The organism is Photobacterium halotolerans DSM 18316 (assembly GCF_000425165.1).
GTDB lineage: Bacteria > Pseudomonadota > Gammaproteobacteria > Enterobacterales > Vibrionaceae > Photobacterium > Photobacterium halotolerans.
The window spans coordinates 16,981-34,949 of record NZ_AULG01000025.1; the positions used below are offsets into that span (position 1 = coordinate 16,981).

At 53.7% G+C, this 17,969-nt stretch carries 17 protein-coding genes; 8 read left to right on the forward strand and 9 right to left on the reverse strand.

Going from position 1 to position 17,969, the window contains the following annotated elements; genetic code table 11:
- Window positions 1–10: 10 nt before the first annotated feature.
- Complete coding sequence (argA, locus tag H511_RS0106880) at window positions 11–1,336, reverse strand: amino-acid N-acetyltransferase (RefSeq protein WP_027251636.1); 1,326 nt, start codon at window positions 1,334–1,336, stop codon at window positions 11–13.
- Window positions 1,337–1,553: 217 nt separating this feature from the next.
- Here argA and H511_RS22805 point away from each other — a divergent pair, with 217 nt between their 5' ends.
- Window positions 1,554–1,937, forward strand: a complete 384-nt coding sequence (locus H511_RS22805) for a DUF2850 domain-containing protein (protein ID WP_051287968.1) — start codon at window positions 1,554–1,556, stop codon at window positions 1,935–1,937.
- A 22-nt stretch (window positions 1,938–1,959) separates the two neighbouring features.
- Here the strand turns inward: H511_RS22805 and H511_RS0106890 are convergent, their stop codons facing one another.
- Window positions 1,960–2,187 carry a hypothetical protein gene (locus H511_RS0106890; protein ID WP_027251637.1) on the reverse strand — a complete coding sequence of 76 codons (228 nt, stop codon included), beginning with the start codon at window positions 2,185–2,187 and terminating at the stop codon, window positions 1,960–1,962.
- 335 nt (window positions 2,188–2,522) lie between these two features.
- Between H511_RS0106890 and mltA the strand changes: the two genes are divergently transcribed.
- Window positions 2,523–3,719, forward strand: a complete 1,197-nt coding sequence (gene mltA / locus H511_RS22810) for a murein transglycosylase A (protein WP_081669216.1) — start codon at window positions 2,523–2,525, stop codon at window positions 3,717–3,719.
- A gap of 54 nt (window positions 3,720–3,773) precedes the next feature.
- Window positions 3,774–4,580 carry a tRNA cyclic N6-threonylcarbamoyladenosine(37) synthase TcdA gene (gene tcdA / locus H511_RS0106900; RefSeq protein WP_027251638.1) on the forward strand — a complete coding sequence of 269 codons (807 nt, stop codon included), beginning with the start codon at window positions 3,774–3,776 and terminating at the stop codon, window positions 4,578–4,580.
- Window positions 4,581–4,605: 25 nt separating this feature from the next.
- Here tcdA and csdE read toward each other — a convergent pair whose 3' ends face one another.
- Both csdE and csdA read right to left on the reverse strand, forming a co-directional pair.
- Window positions 4,606–5,046, reverse strand: coding sequence for a cysteine desulfurase sulfur acceptor subunit CsdE (gene csdE / locus H511_RS0106905; protein ID WP_036759059.1), 441 nt, complete (start codon window positions 5,044–5,046; stop codon window positions 4,606–4,608).
- 15 nt (window positions 5,047–5,061) lie between these two features.
- Window positions 5,062–6,279, reverse strand: a complete 1,218-nt coding sequence (csdA, locus tag H511_RS0106910) for a cysteine desulfurase CsdA (RefSeq protein WP_027251640.1) — start codon at window positions 6,277–6,279, stop codon at window positions 5,062–5,064.
- 384 nt (window positions 6,280–6,663) lie between these two features.
- On the opposite strand from csdA, the gene H511_RS0106915 reads away from it, so the two are divergent.
- The 4 genes from H511_RS0106915 (at window position 6,664) to rlmM (ending at window position 9,892) form a co-directional block, all read left to right on the forward strand.
- The gene (locus tag H511_RS0106915) at window positions 6,664–7,602 is read left to right on the forward strand and encodes a transcriptional regulator GcvA (protein ID WP_027251641.1); all 939 of its coding nucleotides are present in this window, start codon (window positions 6,664–6,666) and stop codon (window positions 7,600–7,602) included.
- Window positions 7,603–7,669: 67 nt separating this feature from the next.
- Window positions 7,670–8,386: an alpha/beta fold hydrolase gene (locus H511_RS0106920; RefSeq protein WP_051287970.1), complete on the forward strand. Its 717-nt coding sequence runs from the start codon at window positions 7,670–7,672 to the stop codon at window positions 8,384–8,386.
- Between the two features lie 39 nt (window positions 8,387–8,425).
- The gene (locus tag H511_RS0106925) at window positions 8,426–8,800 is read left to right on the forward strand and encodes a DUF423 domain-containing protein (RefSeq protein ID WP_027251643.1); all 375 of its coding nucleotides are present in this window, start codon (window positions 8,426–8,428) and stop codon (window positions 8,798–8,800) included.
- Window positions 8,801–8,809: 9 nt separating this feature from the next.
- Complete coding sequence (rlmM, locus tag H511_RS0106930) at window positions 8,810–9,892, forward strand: 23S rRNA (cytidine(2498)-2'-O)-methyltransferase RlmM (protein ID WP_027251644.1); 1,083 nt, start codon at window positions 8,810–8,812, stop codon at window positions 9,890–9,892.
- 43 nt (window positions 9,893–9,935) lie between these two features.
- On the opposite strand, the gene xni is transcribed toward rlmM, so the two are convergent.
- The 5 genes from xni to queF form a co-directional block, all read right to left on the reverse strand.
- Entirely contained in the window at window positions 9,936–10,709 is a 774-nt protein-coding gene (xni, locus tag H511_RS0106935) for a flap endonuclease Xni (protein ID WP_027251645.1), read from the reverse strand.
- A gap of 59 nt (window positions 10,710–10,768) precedes the next feature.
- Window positions 10,769–12,142 (reverse strand): nucleotide 5'-monophosphate nucleosidase PpnN, encoded by a 1,374-nt coding sequence (gene ppnN, locus H511_RS0106940; protein WP_027251646.1) that lies wholly within the window; start codon window positions 12,140–12,142, stop codon window positions 10,769–10,771.
- A 228-nt stretch (window positions 12,143–12,370) separates the two neighbouring features.
- A complete protein-coding gene (locus H511_RS0106945) occupies window positions 12,371–13,897 on the reverse strand; it encodes a GGDEF domain-containing protein (RefSeq protein WP_248616581.1) in 1,527 nt (508 codons plus the stop codon).
- Window positions 13,898–14,126: 229 nt separating this feature from the next.
- Window positions 14,127–16,391 (reverse strand): tetratricopeptide repeat protein, encoded by a 2,265-nt coding sequence (locus H511_RS0106950; protein ID WP_027251648.1) that lies wholly within the window; start codon window positions 16,389–16,391, stop codon window positions 14,127–14,129.
- 107 nt (window positions 16,392–16,498) lie between these two features.
- Window positions 16,499–17,344: an NADPH-dependent 7-cyano-7-deazaguanine reductase QueF gene (gene queF, locus H511_RS0106955; RefSeq protein WP_027251649.1), complete on the reverse strand. Its 846-nt coding sequence runs from the start codon at window positions 17,342–17,344 to the stop codon at window positions 16,499–16,501.
- Between the two features lie 67 nt (window positions 17,345–17,411).
- Between queF and syd the strand changes: the two genes are divergently transcribed.
- Window positions 17,412–17,966: a SecY-interacting protein gene (gene syd, locus H511_RS0106960; RefSeq protein WP_027251650.1), complete on the forward strand. Its 555-nt coding sequence runs from the start codon at window positions 17,412–17,414 to the stop codon at window positions 17,964–17,966.
- Window positions 17,967–17,969 lie beyond the last annotated feature (3 nt).

Consider the following 17,969-nt stretch of genomic DNA (forward strand, 5'->3'; position numbering starts at 1 on the left):
CGGTAGCGGTTCACAGTGCCAGCGTCAGGATTTTTGAGCGGCGTTGCAGGTTGTAGAGTGCCTGTTTTGCCATAGGCAAATCAGAGACATCGATTTCGACAAAACCGTGTTCCCTGAACCAGTGCAGGCTGCGGGTGGTCAGCACAAAGAGTTGTTTCAGCCCCTGAGTGCGTGCCTGATGGCGAATGCGGTTGAGCAGCAGGGAGCCGCGGTCACCGTCGCGATAGTCAGGGTGAACGGCCACACAGGCCATCTCGCCCATCTGCTCTTCCATAAAGGAATACAGGGCTGCGCAGCCGATGATCAGGCCGTCCCGTTCGATCACCGTAAACTGTTTGATTTCCTGCTCCAGCTGTTCGCGGGAGCGACGAACCAGAATGCCATCCTGCTCGAGCGGGCGAATCAGCGCCAGAATACCGCCGATATCATCGATGTTCGCGCCCCGGACTTTTTCAGCACTGGCCATGACGATTTGCGTGCCTATCCCGTCAAAAGAGAAAAGCTCCTGGATCAGCGCGCCATCCTCTTTATAGCTGATCAGGTGGCTGCGCGGCACACCGGCCCGGCAGGCGGTCATCGCGCCACGGAGAAAACGCGCGGTGCCTGAATCTTCTTTATTTTGTTCTGTCAGTCGCTGCAGTGTGGCTTCGGCTTCCGCCGGGAGCATTTCAGAAACGATTTGATCATTTTCATCCCTCACGCCCTGGTGAGAGCAAAAACCGATCAGTTTGTCGGCTTCCAGCCGGATCGCTACCTGGGTCGCCACTTCTTCCGAGGTCAGATTGAAGCACTCTCCGGTGACCGAGCTGGCAATCGGGCCAAGCAGCACAATGCTGTTCTGATCCAGCTGGCGTTTGATGCCGTCGACATCGATGCGGCGGATGCGGCCGCTGTGGCAATAATCGATACCGTCATCGATGCCTAAAGGCTGGGCGATGACGAAGTTGCCGCTGACCACATTGATCTGCGAGCCCGCCATAGGGGTATTGTTCAGACCCATAGAAAAGCGGGCCGTGATATCTAAATGGAGCTGACCCGCGGCCTGCTTGGCAATTTCCAGTGAACGTTCATCGGTCACCCGGACGCTTTTATGGTACGGGGTGCTGTATCCGTGCACATCGAGCAGGTGAGAGATCTGCGGACGGGCACCATAAACCAGCACGATGCGCAGTCCGAGGCAGTTCAGCAGGGCAATATCGTTAACGATATTGCGAAAGTTGTTATCGGCGATGGCTTCACCGCCCAGCATAATCACCAGCGTCTTGCCGCGGTGGGCATTTACATAAGGCGCTGATTGGCGAAAACCTTTCACCAGCGCAGTGCTTCTGAGCTTCACTCTGTCTTCCGTTACAAAAATTAATAGGGATCAAGCATGCCTGCATGTTGCCTGTTTATCCACTGCGCAGCAAGCATGAAAATCACTCAGGGGGGACTTCGCCGGGAGGAAAATATTGAGTCAAGATCCCATTCTGACATTACACACTTATTCGATGGACCGGAGGGACGCCAGATAGGCGTATAGTTGTAGAACGTGCGGATGACTGGCAATGTTAATGGCATTCAATAATTACACCCGGTGGCAGGCAGCCACAGTACTGTTTATTTTAATCAGCGGCCTTGCCTTAAGTGGCTTTATTGCGGTGGGAGCTGCCAAAGGCGGCTGGTTTACGTCTGCACCTGAGCCCAGTATTTATGGTACCTGGATAGAGCAGGACGTGGCGCCATACGCCGCGGACCAGTTTGAGCTCAGAGCTAATGGCGTCTATGTGTCAGGCCGTCTGGTCAGCACCAGCTATGAATGGGATGGCAGTCAGCTGCGTTACCGCATGGGGGATGAGACTTACCGTTATACTTTTGAAGAAGGTCAGTTCATCCGCCAGCAGCCAGCGCATTATGTGTCTTCGTTTGCACGGCAGGAAACCAAACAGGGCTCTTAAAGTGCTAAAAGGTCACCCGGTTTTATTCTTCTTCCCTGAGCCGGGAAAAAAGCTGGTGGACCGGAAGTTTGTTTAAGGCCACTTTGCGCAGTGTATCCGCAGTCTGGGCTGTGCCTCCCAGACAGCGTTGGATCACGGTATTGATTTGTTGCGGAGAGTTGCCGTCACTGGCCAGATTGCGGATCCACTGATATTCGACAGCGTTTGGATCAAGTAAGGTTTCTTTGCCAACTTTAAACTGATTGTTCATGCCAGTCCTTCCTGAAATGTCATGCTCTGGGGCTCAAAGCCCGTAAAGGTGCTCGCATTGCTGTTTGTCGTTTTGTTGCCATGATGACATCGTCTGCCTGCATGGCAATGATGTCGTTTGTATGACGTTTTTATTAAACCGTTATATTGTGACACTTATATGACAGTTAATGCGTATTATTAATCTTTCGTGACAATCAAAACAAGACTTTGACATTGGTTATGATAAAACAGCCTAACATTGTGGCTTTATATGGACATGGTATGTTTGAGATAACCTGCCATGCGTTAACCTGTCGATATTACTAAGGCATTTCTGTGTTCCAACAATTTTCCCTGCTAAGAAAACTGACCTTTGTTTCCTGTGTGCTCGGCCTGGCCGCGTGTGCCAGACCGGTTGACCGCGGTCAGCAATACCTGGATGGCGAGTTTGATCATCTGCTGAACCCGGTCACCAATGTGCTATCGGATAAACCTCGCGATTACAGCCGCTTCGAAGCGCAAGCGGAACAAGTGCTCACCCGTTCTCCTTCCATGATGCTGCGTTATCAGAATTTGTATCAGCAGATCAAAGACTGGGCGGCGAACAGCGGTGATCCGACATCTTTCTCTCAGTACGGTTTGACGACTGAGCAGATGGGGGGCGGTGATGGTTACGGCAATGTGATGTTCACCGGTTACTTTTCACCGGTGATCGAATTGCGTCACGAGCAGGATGACAGGTTCAAATACCCGGTTTACGCGCTGCCAGACTGTAACGAACAGTGCCCGACCCGTGCCGAGATTTACAATGGCGCACTGGCAGGCCAGGGGTTGGAACTGGGGTATTCCGCCTCCAAGCTGGATGTTTTCATGATGGAAGTGCAGGGCAGCGGCTTTGTGCATTTCGAGGACAATGACGAACTGCAGTATTTCGCTTATGGCGGTAAGAACGGCCATCCTTATGTCAGCATCGGCAAAGTGCTGATTGAACGTGGCGAGGTGCCCAGGGAGAAAATGTCTCTGAGAGCCATCGCGGAGTGGGTCAGTCAGCATGATGATGCCACAGTGCGTGAACTGCTGGAGCAGAATCCGTCCTATGTCTTTTTTAGTCCGCGCGACGAGCTGGATGTGTTAGGCACGGCGGGTATTCCGCTGTTACCTATGGCTTCGGTGGCGGCTGACCGGGAGTTTTTACCTATGGGCAGTGTGCTGCTGGCTGAAGTGCCCCAGCTGGATGCCGACGGCAACTGGAACGGCAAGCATGTATTAACCTTGCTGATGGCGCTGGATACCGGCGGTGCAGTCAAGCGTAATCATCTGGATCTCTACCATGGTATGGGCGCTCAGGCCGGCATCGATGCCGGGCATTACAAGCATTTTGGCCGGGTATGGAAACTGGGGCTGACGCCAGATACCGACGCTGAGCTGACGGCACAGAGAATTGAAGCCACTCAAAAAACAGTCGTATCGCCGGTGGATACCACGCTGACTTTCAATGAGGAAGCTGTGGTAGCCCAGCCGGTTCAACAGGCGCAGGGACTGGACAACTGACAGCAGAGCGCGTATAAAAACGCGCTCATTCTCAACACACTCTGACAGGCCGTTATGCAACATCCCGACACTCCAGCATCAGACAATTATAACCAGCGTTTTGGTGGTACCCGCAGACTGTATGGCCATCAGGAGGTTGAGATCCTGAGGGCTGCTCATGTCTGTGTGATTGGCATCGGCGGTGTCGGTTCCTGGGCTGCCGAAGCCCTGGCCCGCTCTGGTATCGGCCAACTGACGCTGATCGACATGGATGATGTCTGTGTGACGAATATTAACCGTCAGATCCATGCCATGTCGGGGACGGTAGGCCGCAGTAAGATTGAGGTGATGGCAGAGCGGATTGCGTTAATCAATCCGGACTGTAAAGTGAACCTGATTGACGATTTTATTACCCCGGAAAACATCCCCGAGTACATAGGCAGTCAGTTTGATTATGTGCTGGATGCGATTGACAGTGTCAAGCCCAAAGCGGCGTTGCTGGCGTTCTGCAAGCGAAATAAAATCAAGGTGATCACCACAGGCGGTGCGGGCGGCCAGGTAGATCCGACCCAGATTCAGATCGCTGATCTGGCCAAAACCATTCAGGATCCGCTGGCGGCGAAAATCCGCAATATGCTGCGCCGCTTCTACAACTTCAGCAAAAATCCGGCGCGCAAATTTGGCATCGACTGCGTGTTCTCAACCGAGCAGCTCAAATACCCTCAGGCTGACGGCAGTGTCTGTGAGGCCAAATCGACCGCGGAAGGCCCGAAACGCATGGATTGTGCAACCGGCTTTGGCGCGGCCACTATGGTCACCGCGACCTTCGGATTTGTGGCGGTCTCCCGCATTTTGCAAAAACTGATTGAAAAACACCGCTGACAGCCGCCGCTGCGTGAGCCGTGTGTCAGCGGCTCACGTTAGTGATAATGGCGTCGACAATGGCTTTCAGGCCGTTGCTGCGTGATGGACTCAGGTGCGCCAGTAATCCCAGCTGTTCGAAATACCCGTCGATGTCAAACTCCAGAATCTGCGCTGCGGTTTTTCCCTCGTAGGCGGCCAGCACCAGACAAATCAGCCCTTTGACAATCCTGGCGTCGGAATCGGCGGCGAAATGGTAATGACCGTTTTCACTGTGCTGAACCAGCCACACCTGACTTTCACAGCCACTGATTTTCACTTCCTCGCTTTTCAGCGTCTCCGGCAGGGCGGGCAGTTGTTTGCCAAACTGAATCACATGGCGGTATCTGTCTTCCCAGCCGCTGCTTGCCTGCATCCTGGCCAGAATGTCATCAGGAGTAATGGTGGTGCCGAACGGATGGCTCGGTAAATCGGTGAATACTGTCATGGACACTCTCTCTGGTTACAGCATGTCACAGGCTTTGTGCAAAGCCGCGACAAAGCAGGCGACGTCTTCTTCGCTATTATAGAGGGCAAAAGAGACACGCAAAGTCCCGGTTAACCCCAGCGCATCCAGCATAGGGTGCGCACAGTGATTGCCGGCACGCAGCGTCACCCCTTGCTGGTCGAGCAGGGTGGCAATGTCCTGATGGTGAATGCCGTCAACCATAAACGAAAACAGACTGGTATTGGGCTGCAGGCCGATAATTCGCAGACCTTCAATGTCTTTAATGCCCTCGATGGCAAGCTGGCACAGGTGCCGGATATGCGCTTCCGCGCCCTGACGGTCAATACTGTTCAACCAGTGCAGGGTGGCGGCGAAGGCGATGACCCCGGAAATATTGGGGGTGCCGGCTTCAAATTTGCCCGGCAGGCCGGTGAATTGCGTGCCGTCAAACGACACCTTTTCCACCATTTTTCCTCCGCCATGCCAGGGCGGCATGGCTTCCAGCAGTGCCTGTTTGCCGTACAGCACGCCGATACCAGACGGGCCAAACAGTTTGTGGCCTGAGAACACGTAGAAATCGGCATCCAGCGCCTGAACGTCAACCTCTTCATGCACTATGCCCTGCGCACCGTCGACAACCACAATGGCGTTTTTCGCATGCGCTGCTGTGATAATGGCTTCTACCGGGTTTCGCGTGCCGGACACATTGGTGACATGTGCGACTGCCACGATCCGGGTTCTGGCCGTCAGCCGCTGGTGAAAGGCAGCCATGTCCAATGTGCAGTCAGGCAGCATAGGCAGCTTGACGACTTTCGCCCCTGTCTGCTCGGCAACTATCTGCCAGGGCACTATATTGGCATGGTGTTCCAGTTCGCTGACCAGTATCTCATCGCCCGGTTGCAGAGTGCTGCGGGCCCAGGTTTGGGCGATCAGGTTTAAGGCTTCCGTAGCCCCGCGCGTCCAGATGATTTCTTTCGGGCTGCTGGCGTGGATGAACTGGCGCACCGTCTTTCTGGCCTGTTCGAAACGCTGCGTCAGGCTGGCGGTCAGTTGGTGGCTGCCACGATGAACGTTCGCATTCTGGTAGCGGTAGTAATTGTCCAGCGTCTGGATCATCGCCAGTGGTTTCTGCGCGGTCGCCGCACTGTCCAGGTAGACAATGGGATGGTCTGAATCCTGCTGAACGGCAGGAAACTGAGCGCGGATAGTCTGAATGTCAAATGGCGCAGTCATGCTTAAACTCGTTGGTAGCCTGTAACGTGGATCATCCTCATTATTGGCCACTGAGGCAAGGGAAGCAGAGCCGATCGCATAAAAAAATGGCACCGCGTTGGGGCGCAGTGCCATAAAAAAGTTTTGACAGACAGGTCAAAAAACAGGAAGTAAATCGGTAGCGCTACGGCTACCCGCCCAGAAGAGACCGGGCAATATGCAAACACAACATTGCAATCTGAGGGGTAACCGAATCTGATAAACAATTCTGCAATTAAGCAAAATTACAGCGTTTTACCCTTGAGATTGCGGCGCCAATCTTAGGGTTTCTGTGGTACTTGAACAATCGACAATTTATAATGACCTGGATAAAAAAAACTAATGCAACCAGTATGGCAGGACATTATGTCAAGACGACTCCCACCACTTAATTCGCTGAAAGTATTTGAGGCTGCCGCCCGGCACCTGAGTTTTACCCGGGCGGCGGAGGAGCTGTTTGTCACTCAGGCCGCAGTCAGCCACCAGATTAAAGCGCTGGAGGAATTTCTGGGCCTGAAGCTGTTCCGCCGGCGTAACCGTTCGTTGTTGCTGACTGAAGAGGGGCAAGGGTATTTTCTCGATCTGAAAGATATCTTCAGTGCCATTTCTGATGCCACCGACAAAGTGTTGGAACGGGGCTCAAAAGGTGCGCTGACCATTAGTTTATCTCCCAGTTTTGCTATCCAGTGGCTGGTACCCAGGCTGAGCGACTTTAATCAGCAGCATCCTGATGTGGATGTCAGAATCAAAGCGGTGGATCTGGATGAAGGCTCTCTGACTGATGATGTGGATGTGGCGATTTATTATGGCCGCGGCAACTGGCCGGGGCTGCGCTGCGACCGGTTGTATCAGGAATTTCTGGTGCCTGTCTGTTCCCCTATGCTGCTCAGTGGCCCTAAGCCGCTGGACACCCTGGCTGATCTGCAAAAGCACACCCTGTTACATGACGGCTCGCGCAAGGAATGGAAAAACTACATGCGCGAGTTCGATATTCCGGGCGCCAATGTCAATCAGGGGCCGATTTTCAGCCACTCTACTATGGTGTTGCAGGCCGCTATCCACAGTCAGGGGATTGCACTGGCCAACAATGTGCTGGCGCAGCCTGAGCTGGAAGCCGGTCGGCTGGTCTGTCCGTTTGATGAGGCGTTGCTGAGCAAAAATGCTTTCTATCTGGTGTGCCAGGAAAAGCAGGCCGAAACCGGCCGGATCCAGATCTTCCGTGACTGGGTGCTGGAGAAAGCCCGTAAAGAACAGGAAGAGGGCCCGCTTCCCCAGCCTGAATATCAGGCTGAGGCCATGGCCTGATCTCAACAGCGTTAGTCTGGATCTGTGTGCCGGTTCTGCGCCGGTCGGCCAGTGATTAAACATCAGAATGAGCCACTCACCCTGGCTCATTCTGGTAATTGCATATGAGAGGGAATCTGTGGAATATCTGATAACGACACCAGAAAACGGCCAGTTTGCTGCGACCTTTCTGTTTGCCCACGGCGCCGGCGCCGGGATGGATCATGCGTTTATGACGGCGGTTGCCCAAGGGTTGGCCGCCGAAGGGATTCGCGTGGTGCGTTTTGATTTTCCTTATATGGTGAAACGGCGGGAAGACGGTAAAAAGCGCCCGCCGGACCGGCAGCCAAAGCTGCTGGTGGATTTTCAGCGCCATATTGACCATTTCAGCCCGCAAGGGCCGCTGGTGATCGGCGGCAAATCAATGGGCGGCCGTATGGCCAGCCTGATGGTGACGGAAGCTGCCGCCTCTGCACCGGATGTCCACAACTGTCAGGACAAGGTCTGCGGCGTCGCTTGTCTGGGATTCCCGTTTCATCCGCCGGGCAAACCGGAGAACTTTCGCGGCGATCATCTGAAAACAATCGCTGTTCCGACCCTGATTCTGCAGGGCGAGCGCGATACCTTTGGCACCCGCAGTGAGGTGGAAGGGTGGAGCTATGCCGACACAGTGACGCTGTCTTTTCTGCCGGACGGTGACCACAGTTTCAAACCGCGTAAAGTCTCGGGCTTTAGTGAAGCCGGCAATCTGGCGCAGGCTGTCGATGTGCTGGCCCGCTTTATTCACCAGTGCGTATCACACTGAGATCAATTCATGAATACAAACCACAGAAGGACAGAGTGAATGCAGAGCCGGAGTATGATTGTTTTTGCCGCGATCAGCGGTGCCATTGGAGTCGGTTTGGGGGCTTTTGCCGCCCACGGACTGAAAGGGCACCTTAGCCCGCATTTACTGGGTGTTTTTAATACAGGGGTGGATTATCAGATCTGGCACAGTCTGGCTTTGCTGGGCTGCGGTATTTGGGCACGCAATTTTTCTGCAAAAGCGCTATCATACGCGGCCCTGTTATTTGCAGTGGGGATCTGTCTGTTCAGTGGCAGCCTGTATCTGCTGGCATTGACGGGGATGAAGTGGCTTGGTCCCGTAACACCACTGGGGGGACTGTGTTTTATTCTAGCCTGGTTGTCACTTGCTGTGGCGGCCTGGCGTTCTGCGTGAGGACTCGTGGTGAATCAGGTTCTGTTGTACTGCCGTCAGGGATTTGAAAACGAATGTGCCGGAGAGGTGCAGGATAAAGCCAATAAACTCGAATTGTTTGGCTTTCCGCGTGCGAAGAAAAATACCGGTTATGTACTGTTTGAATTTTATCAGGCAGGGGATGCTGATAAATTCGTGCAACTACAGCCGTTTTCTGAGCTGATTTTTGCCCGTCAGATGCTGGTAGTGACAGCACGTCTGGAAGATTTACCGACCGATGATCGCATCAGTCCTATTCTGGCGGTGGCGGAAGCTTTGCCGCGTTGTGGTGATCTGCGGGTCGAAACCCCGGACACCAACGAAGCCAAAGAACTGCTGAAGTTCTGTCGTAAGTTTACTGTGCCATTGCGTCAGGCCTTTCGTAAGCAGGGGGCTTTGTACGCCAAAGATAACCCGAAAAAGCCGGTGTTGCACTTGTGCTTCACTGAACCGGGCTGCTGTTTTATCGGTTATTCCTACACCAATAATAACTCGCCATTTTTCATGGGGATCCCGCGGCTGAAGTTCCCGGCGGATGCGCCGAGCCGTTCTACTCTCAAGCTGGAGGAGGCATTTCATGTCTTTATTCCGCGTGAAGAGTGGGATGAGCGACTGGCCTCTGGCATGTGGGGCGTGGATCTCGGGGCTTGCCCTGGTGGCTGGACCTATCAGCTGGTGAAGCGCTCCATGTTTGTCCATGCTATCGATAACGGGCAAATGGCCCAGAGTCTGATGGATACGGGGCAGGTGAAGCATCACATGGTGGATGGCTTTAAGTTTGAGCCGCCCCGTAAGAACGTGACCTGGCTGGTGTGTGACATGGTTGAAAAACCGGCCCGGGTCGCGCATTTGGTGGGGCAGTGGCTGATTAAGGGCTGGGCCAAAGAAACCATTTTCAACCTGAAACTGCCGATGAAAGGCCGTTATGAAGAAGTACTGCAGGATATTGAAAACCTGAAAGTCTTTCTGATTCAGAATGGCATGAAATTCCGCCTGCAGGCCAAGCACCTCTATCATGACCGCGAAGAAATCACGGTCCATATCCAGAGTCTGGATAACCGTCATCCTCACTAGCCGTAGCCGCTCAGACTGGTTGATCTGATAGCTGGCGGGCTGCTCAGCCCGCCAGCTGAAATCGGATATCCTGCAAATTAAAGCCAAGCTCTAAGTCGGTTTTCAGCCTGGCAACCGCTTTACTGGCTCTTGCGCTGTCTTGGTTGGGTTCGATTTTCTTGCGCCATTTCTCCGGGAGATCGTCTGCGGACAGAATAGCGTCGAGATCCGGGTAAAGTTGTAACAATTCACAGGCCGCTTTGGGGCCGATCCCCGGCACGCCGGGAATTTTGCTGGAGCTGATCCCTGCCAGTCCCCAGTAATCGGGCAACTGCTCAGGACGGACCCCGAATTCTTTTGCAATGAACGGGCTGTCAAGCCATCGCTGCTGGAAGTAATCACGGATCATCACAGTCGGGCGCAACAGCTGGCAGTAGCCTTTGTCGGTCGACACTATGGTGACCTGACCGCCATGGTCCGCTACTTTGAGCGCCAGGGTGGCAATCAGATCATCGGCTTCATCGCCGTCAGACAGCAGTGAGTCGACGCCCAGCGCCATGAAGTCGTCCTGTATCTGCTCCATCCCCGCCTGCAGTTCCGGCGGCATAGGTTTGCGCCCTTCTTTGTAGCCGGGCAGCAGCTCAGCCCGCCAGCCTCTGTCATCGCCATGATGGTCAAACACCGCCACGATATGTGTTGGCTGACTGATGGCAATAATTTTACTCAGTGCCTGACAGCACACCTTACTGGTGCTGGCGATGTCAGGCTCGCCCGGCTGGGCGGCATGCACACGGCGGATCAGGTTGAGGGCATCAATGACGACTAAGTGTATGGACATATATATCAACAATAGTAAAACAGGGCCTGCTGGCCCTGTATTCTACGTTGCATGGCAAATTATTTCACCATGTCGGGGTGAGTGAGGATCCGGTAGCAGGGAATATATTCGCTGCCCGGCAGTTTCATGCGTCGCTGCGCGACGAAATTTTTGAGCAGCTTATCCATGCGCTTCATCAGGGATGGATCGCCGTTGATCAGGAAGGGGCCTTTGCGTTCAATTTCTTTGATCCCTTCTTCTTTGACGTTACCGGCGACAATCCCGGAGAACGCGCGGCGCAGGTTCGCGGCAAGCTGTTCCGGCCGCTGGTTGAAGTGCAGATCCAAACTGCTCATGGCGTCGTGATTGGGTTCAAAGGGCAGCTGAAATTCCGGTGGGATTTTCAGCGACCAGTTGTAACAATACGCATCGCCGGTTTCATGGCGGTATTCTTTGGTTTGCGGCATGGCCGCTTTCATGATGCGGGCCACTTTCGCCGGGTCATCTATGATTATCTGATAATGTTTGGTTGCTTCTTCACCCAGAGTATCGCGCACGAAGCTGTCCAGGGTGCGGAAATACGGCTCACTGCTTTTCGGACCTGTGAGCACCACAGGCAGAGGTTGATCCTGGTTTTCCGGATGCATCAGAATACCTATGATGTACAGCAGCTCCTCGGCGGTTCCGGCTCCGCCGGGGAAGATAATGATGCCGTGACCGACGCGGACAAAGGCTTCCAGCCGTTTTTCAATATCTGGCATGATCACCAGCTCATTGACGATAGGGTTGGGTGGCTCGGCGGCAATAATGGACGGTTCGGTCAGGCCGATAAAGCGGCTTTTACCGTATCTTTGCTGGGCATGGCCGATGGCGGCCCCTTTCATTGGCCCTTCCATCGCACCGGGCCCGCAGCCGGTGCAGATATTCATCTCACGCAACCCTAACTGGTGGCCGACATCCCGGGTGTATTGATACTCTTCCGGGTTGATGGAGTGGCCACCCCAGCAGACCACGATATTGGGATCTTCCCGCGAGCGGACTGTCTGGGCGTTACGCAAAATACTGAAGATGAAATTGGTGATGTGCGGTGCACTGGTCAGATTTAAATCGTTGCGCTGGTTAACGTGTACGTTGACGTAAATAATGTCCCTCAGCACGGCAAACAGGTGCTCCTGAATACCGCGAATAATTTTACCGTCGACAAAGGCGTGCTCGGGTGGATCTTTGAGTTCGAGTTTTATCCCGCGTTCTCTTCTCAGTACATTGATATCAAATGACTTATTGAGTTCCAGCAGTGCGTTGGAATCGTCACTGTTACTGCCTGAATTAAGCACAGCCAGCGAACAGTTGCGGTACAGGCGATACAGGTCGCTGGCCGCTGTGGCCTTCAGACTGTCAACTTCAAGCTGCGACAGCAGCGTCATCGCACCAACCGGGCTGATGTGTGTAATCATGCTTACCTCCCTGGAGACGAATACAGAGGCTAACTGCTTCTGTATGTAAGCGATTTTCCTGGCGGATAAAAGATCGACCGCGGATGGAAATACCGGGCATTTTTCCTGACCCGTACTATTGAACATACACAGGCTTATCAGGTTTGACTAGGGCAGAGAGAAAAAAAGAGTTTGTGTAGCAGTAGGTTAGAGCCTGGATTTACCGGTGGCTGAGTGTGTAATCAGTGATTAAGCGATCCAGATCAGGTGGTTGCGGCCAGCGTGTTTCGCGCTGGACAGGGCCTTTTGCCCCCGCTCAATCACCGTACTTGGGGTGTCGGTGTCATCAAACAGCGTCGCGCCTATTGAGGCCGAAATGGTGACATTCTTCTCCCTGAACCGGAAGGGGAGCTGCAAAATGGCTTCACGAATACCGGACAGCCGGCGATGACGTTCATCTTCGGCGATATCAGGCAGGATCAGCATGAACTCGTCATTGCCGACCCGGGCGATAAAGTCGGTATCTCTGAGATGCTGGTGCACAGTACGGGCGATAATCTTCAGCACTTTGTCGCCGGCCTGGAAACCATAGTTGTCATTGAGATCCCCGAAGTGATCGATATTGACAATGGCCAGGCACAGCGGGTGCTGATAGCGAATCCAGCGGCGGTATTCGTGCTCCAGGCGGTCATGAAAAGCCGCCCGGTTGTAAACACGGGTCAGGGGATCCAGGAATATCCGGCGTTGCAGATCTTCAATCTGACGATGCTGGTTCTGTGTTTGCTGATACAGGTGCTCGGCACGATTCTGGTGATAATGCAGTTGCTCCAGCAGCGCCTGTTCACGGTTCTCCAGTGAGCGCTGGCGCTCGACCAGTTGTCTGAGTGAGGTATCAAGAGAATGCGCGGCACCGCGCCAGCTTTCCAGGTTAGTGTATTGCGTCAGTGCGTGGTGGAAGCGGTCAGACAATTGGCCAAGTTCGGCAGTCAGTTCCGCGCGGTGCTTGTGCAGTGCTTGCCCCTGATCGGCGGTCTGGCGCGCCGTTTGTTCCAGTGCCGCCAGATCGCCGCTGATGACATCAAGAAATTTTTGCGAATGGCGGCGTTCGTGAATAAAGCTGTCCAGCGCCAACCGCAACACATCCAGACACAGTTCGACCAGTGAAATGGGCTCGACACCGGCGAGCAACTGGTGCCGTATGGCCAGTAACTGTTCGCCGGATTCACCTTCAGCATCCAGCTCTGTGATGATCTGTTGCAGCTCATTGCACAGCTTATGCTGTAAATCGTTGTCTTTTGAGCGTGATTCACGTTCGATACTGACAGGGACTGTCAGTAGTTTCAGCGCACGATCATACAGACCGAACAGTTGGGTGATTTGCTGGTGGCTGTGGTGAAGTGAATCAGGTGCCTGGGACAGAAGATCATGGATGTCGCGTTTGAGCTGAACCGGCAGGGCCGGGATGCGTTTCAGGCTTTCAGAACTTTGCCGGATAAGCTCAGACAGGCGTTCCATGGTCGAATGTGTTGAGGTTTGCCTGAGCAATAACCGTTCGACCTGGGCCAGATGCGGCACAATCTTGCTGATATCTTTGTTTTGCTCGAGATCGGTACGCAGGGTATCAAGCCGTTTGTCCAGTTCGCTATCCAAGCCCTTGCAGGCGACGGACATACGGGCAATCAGGCGTTTTAAAATAACGATTTCACGACGCGATTTTAATGACACATCGCGGTAGGACAATTGAGCCTGATCCAAACGCAACTTCAATTCACTCACATCAGAAGCTGCATTATATTTCGCAGTCACGTCGACTAATAGTTACCTTATCTAAACATCCGTTACACCCAGCGCCAGGCGCTGTGCAAGCTCGGATGTTAGCAAAAATGTTCTGATGAGTTGAACATTATTAGCGGCTTGTTTTCCCAGACACAAACGCTCACGTGCTTTTTATGCGATTTCGTGATCTTTGTACCTCTAAACAGCGGAAATATTGATCATTTTTTCTTCAGAGGTGCCGGTGCCAGTCATAGTCCTGATGGGAGGAGGTCTGCACCCTGACCAACCCTTTGTCCATCGCCAGTATGCATGCGCGGCGGATATTATCGCCGGCGAAACTGGCGGCCGGGGCTGCTTCGATGGCACTCAGGTGCACCCATTGGCTGCCGGTTTCAGTTTTGCTTATCTGACGGGCGGCATGGGTGGCCATCAGCAGAATGTCGATCAGTTCCTGATCATTAATGGCGGTACAGGCCCGTGGCAGGAAAGGGTACTCGGCCATACCTATGCGTACCCGGCTGTCGAGCTGCCTGTCGTTCATGAAATTGTCCACCAGCTGTTTGATGGAATCTGCCAGCTGCTGAGGGGCGCTCTCAAGGCGCGAGTTCGGCTCTATGTACAGGAACATGGCATCGGAAAAATGGTACAGGCGGGCTGGCTCGCAAATCTGGGCTTTGAGGTAATCACCAAACTGGCGTTCCAGCTCCAGCCCCTGCTGGTAGCCATGTTCCAGGTAGACATGTTTGAGTAGCGGGACTTCAAACAGGGCAAAGCGCAACCGGTCGCTCAGGGGTTCGTTGATGATCTCCCCCAGATGCCACTGCTCGAAATGCGCACTGCTCTGTTGCAGCGAACTGGAGAGTCTGGCATTGAGCATTCTCAGGTTGCGCAGACCGCTGCGGGGATGGGTGTAGAATTCATCCCGCAGCAGTGTCAGGCGCTCCCGCCAGCGGCGTGCAGAGCGGTGACGGTACCAGAGCACCAGCAGGGCCAGCAGCAGGGCGATTAACAGCACTGTGGTAATGTTCTTTTGCTGGTACAGGGCTTTTTCCTGGGTGAATTGCTGTCGTTCCAGTTCTTCTAACTGCAGCGCCCGCGCCATCATACGTTGCTGCTGGCGGAACACTTCGGCATTACTTTTCACCTGATTTTCCTGCAAAGAGGCATACAACTGCTCATAGCGGCGCTGGCTCAGCAGGGCGTTGTAGTAGTCTTTCTGCTTCTCAAAGGCAGCCGACAGGCTGATTTCTCCCTGCATTTGCAGAGCCGGCTGAGCTTTGGGCAAGCGGCTGGCCGCCAGCAGTGCTGCCTGAATGGTCGAGATCGCCTGCTCGGTTTTATCTTCGGCCAGCTCAAGCTGTCCCTGGAGCAGCTGTGTTTTGATCAGGGTGATTTCATCATCGCTTTCCTGCGCCAGCTGACGGGCATGGTGCAGGTATTGTTCGGTTTTCGGGTAATTATAGAGTTTGAGATAAACGCGGGCGATACTCAGGCGCAGCTTGGAGGAGCGAGTGGGTAAGCGCAGCTGGTTTTCCTGATCTAAGGCATTGAAGTAATGCACCAGCGCAAGGTTATACCGATCCTGCTGTTCGTAAATGTTGGCTATCAGCGCCAGAGTGCGGGCCAGAGGGATAGTACGATTGAAATGCTCGAAAAATTCCCCAGCCTGTGTCGCGTGTTCCAGTGCCTTGTCAAAGACTTTACGCTCTTCATAGAGCGTGGCCAGCTCCAGATTGGCGATCGCCATTTTGCCGTGGTCGTCTTTTTCCTGCGCCAGCCAGTAGCCGCTCAGTAAACGATACAGGGCCAGATCATAGTGCTGGTGCCGCAAATAATGCATCCCGTGACTGAGCAGGAAGTTGATTTCCTCTTTGGTGTCATCAAGCTCAGACAGATCGCGCTTGGCACGGATATACATCTTCTCTGCCTGTCTTTCATCGCCAAGGGCCGATTCCATATCGGCACGCAGCATCAGTAACTGATACTGCAGAAGTTTGATTTGTTCGCTGCGTTGCAGTTTCTCATCGCCGGCGATGACCTGATCGATTTTATCCAGCCGGGCTGTCGCGGAGGAAGCATCGTCCATCCCGCGCCATAAAATATCGGCATGAATGAGCTGGGTTTCGAGCAGCGTGTAGCTGAACGCGTTTTCAACCGCCAGTGCTTCGGCTTCGTTAATGGTGCGAATGGCGTCGCTTGGCGCATTGAGCAAAGACAGTGCCCTGGCTTTTATTTGCAGTGCATTGATGGTGCTCAGCGGGGTGCGGATAGAATGGTCAGTTTCTTCATTAACATGGACGCGAGAGCTGTCGACAGGCACACTGAGGCGACGTTGGTTCAGATAGCGTTCGGTGATCTCCAGCGCTTTTTCCGGGCTGGTTTCCAACAGGAGAGCGGCATCGGCCAGAATAGGGGTAGCGTAAATCTTCGCCTGAGCCGGCAGGGCAGTGAAAAACAAAAGCAGGATGCTGAAGAGCCAGTCACGACAGTTCATAGCGCACTTATCCATCAGGAAACACGGCCCTCATATTACTGGCTCAGGACGTCAAGTCCAGCAAAGTAAAGCGATTTGCCGGACTTGACTGCTAAGCGGGCGAGTCTTTACTGACGTGCCAGGCGATCGTTGTTGCTTGGTGTCTTGCCCTGATTGGTGCGGTAAGGGTTAATATCCAGACCGCCACGGCGGGTGTAGCGGGCGTAAACCGTCAGTCGCTCCGGCTGGCAAAAACGCATCAGATCCATGAAGATCCGCTCAACACACTGTTCGTGGAATTCATTGTGATTGCGGAAAGACACCAGATAGCGCAGCAGTTTTTCACGGTCTATCTGTTTGCCTTTATAGGCAATCCGCACACTGCCCCAGTCGGGCTGGCTGGTGATCAGGCAATTAGACTTCAGCAGATGGCTGTGCAGCACTTCCTCTACCACCTCGCCACTGGCGGCATTGCTCAGCAGCTCAGGTTCAAAGTCGAAACTGGTAATTTCAATATCCTGCTCATCAATGCATTCACCGGCAAAATCCACGATAGGCTGATCGGTAAAGTCACTCAGCGGCTGGATGGTCACATCCACATCCATCCCGGCGCAGGCGGATAAATCTTTCTGCAGCATATCTGCCACTTCCTGCCAGCTGCCGAAACGGGTATTGTTCAGGCTGTTCAGGAAGAGTTTGAAAGATTTGGATTCAATCAGGTTAGGGCTGCTGGCGGGCAGACGCACTTCACCGATAGCCACCTGAGGCAGTCCTTTGCTGTTGAGCCAGGACAACTCGTACAGGGTCCAGATGTCATACCCGGTGAATGGCAGGTCGTCGCTCAGCGACAGATCATCACGATTCAGCTTACGCGGCACGGCCTGCAGCAGAGTGGGATCGTACTGATCTTTGTATTCGCTTTTTTGGCCAAGAGTTAAACCGGCTAGTTCTTTCGCGTCTTTGTATTTGCTCATATTGTCCTGGACACACACACTTGGATTAGAATAGGCAAAGTTTACTGAATCTTGCTTGAGGTTGCGAATGAATCATCCGGTAACGGCCGCATTGGCTGAATTTTCTTCCCGTTTTATTAAAGTGTGGCACGATGAGCGCGCCTGTCTGCCCTGCAGCAGCGATCTGATTGGCCTCACATCCCCTTGTATCGAAACGGATAATGGCGATACCGTAAGCTGGCAGCCGGTCGCGCGCGAGCCAGCTGGCCGTTTCGATGCGGTTGAAACCGGTATTGAACTTCGCCTGCATCCGGATATTACGGCCTTTTACGGCAGCTTTTTCAGTGGCGATATGGCGGCCCGTTTCAAGGATCTGGAATTTGACCTGCTGCAGGTATTTAGCGAGTCGGATCACCAACGGCTGCAGGAAAATATCCTGGGTCACCTGGTGACTCAGCGCCGGCTGAAGCTCAAGCCGACTGTTTTTATCGGGGTGATGGATGCCGAAGATCAGGTAATTGCTATCTGTAACCTGACCGGCAACGTTATTCTCGAGACGCTGGGCAAATCCGACCGGGAGGTGCTGGCGTACGATGTCGAGACCTTTATCCGTCAGCTCGAGCCTGTTGTGAAGGTGAGTTAAGCC

What these genes read in the sequence shown, in the direction of transcription:
- ppnN (WP_027251646.1), bottom strand. Translation starts at nt 12,142, where the DNA reads ATGATTACACACATCAGCCCGGTTGGTGCGATGACGCTGCTGTCGCAG.
- tcdA (WP_027251638.1), top strand. Translation starts at nt 3,774, where the DNA reads ATGCAACATCCCGACACTCCAGCATCAGACAATTATAACCAGCGTTTT.
- queF (WP_027251649.1), bottom strand. Translation starts at nt 17,344, where the DNA reads ATGAGCAAATACAAAGACGCGAAAGAACTAGCCGGTTTAACTCTTGGC.
- H511_RS22805 (WP_051287968.1), top strand. Translation starts at nt 1,554, where the DNA reads ATGGCATTCAATAATTACACCCGGTGGCAGGCAGCCACAGTACTGTTT.
- H511_RS0106890 (WP_027251637.1), bottom strand. Translation starts at nt 2,187, where the DNA reads ATGAACAATCAGTTTAAAGTTGGCAAAGAAACCTTACTTGATCCAAAC.
- H511_RS0106950 (WP_027251648.1), bottom strand. Translation starts at nt 16,391, where the DNA reads ATGAACTGTCGTGACTGGCTCTTCAGCATCCTGCTTTTGTTTTTCACT.
- H511_RS0106920 (WP_051287970.1), top strand. Translation starts at nt 7,670, where the DNA reads ATGAGCCACTCACCCTGGCTCATTCTGGTAATTGCATATGAGAGGGAA.
- H511_RS0106925 (WP_027251643.1), top strand. Translation starts at nt 8,426, where the DNA reads ATGCAGAGCCGGAGTATGATTGTTTTTGCCGCGATCAGCGGTGCCATT.
- csdE (WP_036759059.1), bottom strand. Translation starts at nt 5,046, where the DNA reads ATGACAGTATTCACCGATTTACCGAGCCATCCGTTCGGCACCACCATT.
- csdA (WP_027251640.1), bottom strand. Translation starts at nt 6,279, where the DNA reads ATGACTGCGCCATTTGACATTCAGACTATCCGCGCTCAGTTTCCTGCC.
- xni (WP_027251645.1), bottom strand. Translation starts at nt 10,709, where the DNA reads ATGTCCATACACTTAGTCGTCATTGATGCCCTCAACCTGATCCGCCGT.
- syd (WP_027251650.1), top strand. Translation starts at nt 17,412, where the DNA reads ATGAATCATCCGGTAACGGCCGCATTGGCTGAATTTTCTTCCCGTTTT.
- H511_RS0106915 (WP_027251641.1), top strand. Translation starts at nt 6,664, where the DNA reads ATGTCAAGACGACTCCCACCACTTAATTCGCTGAAAGTATTTGAGGCT.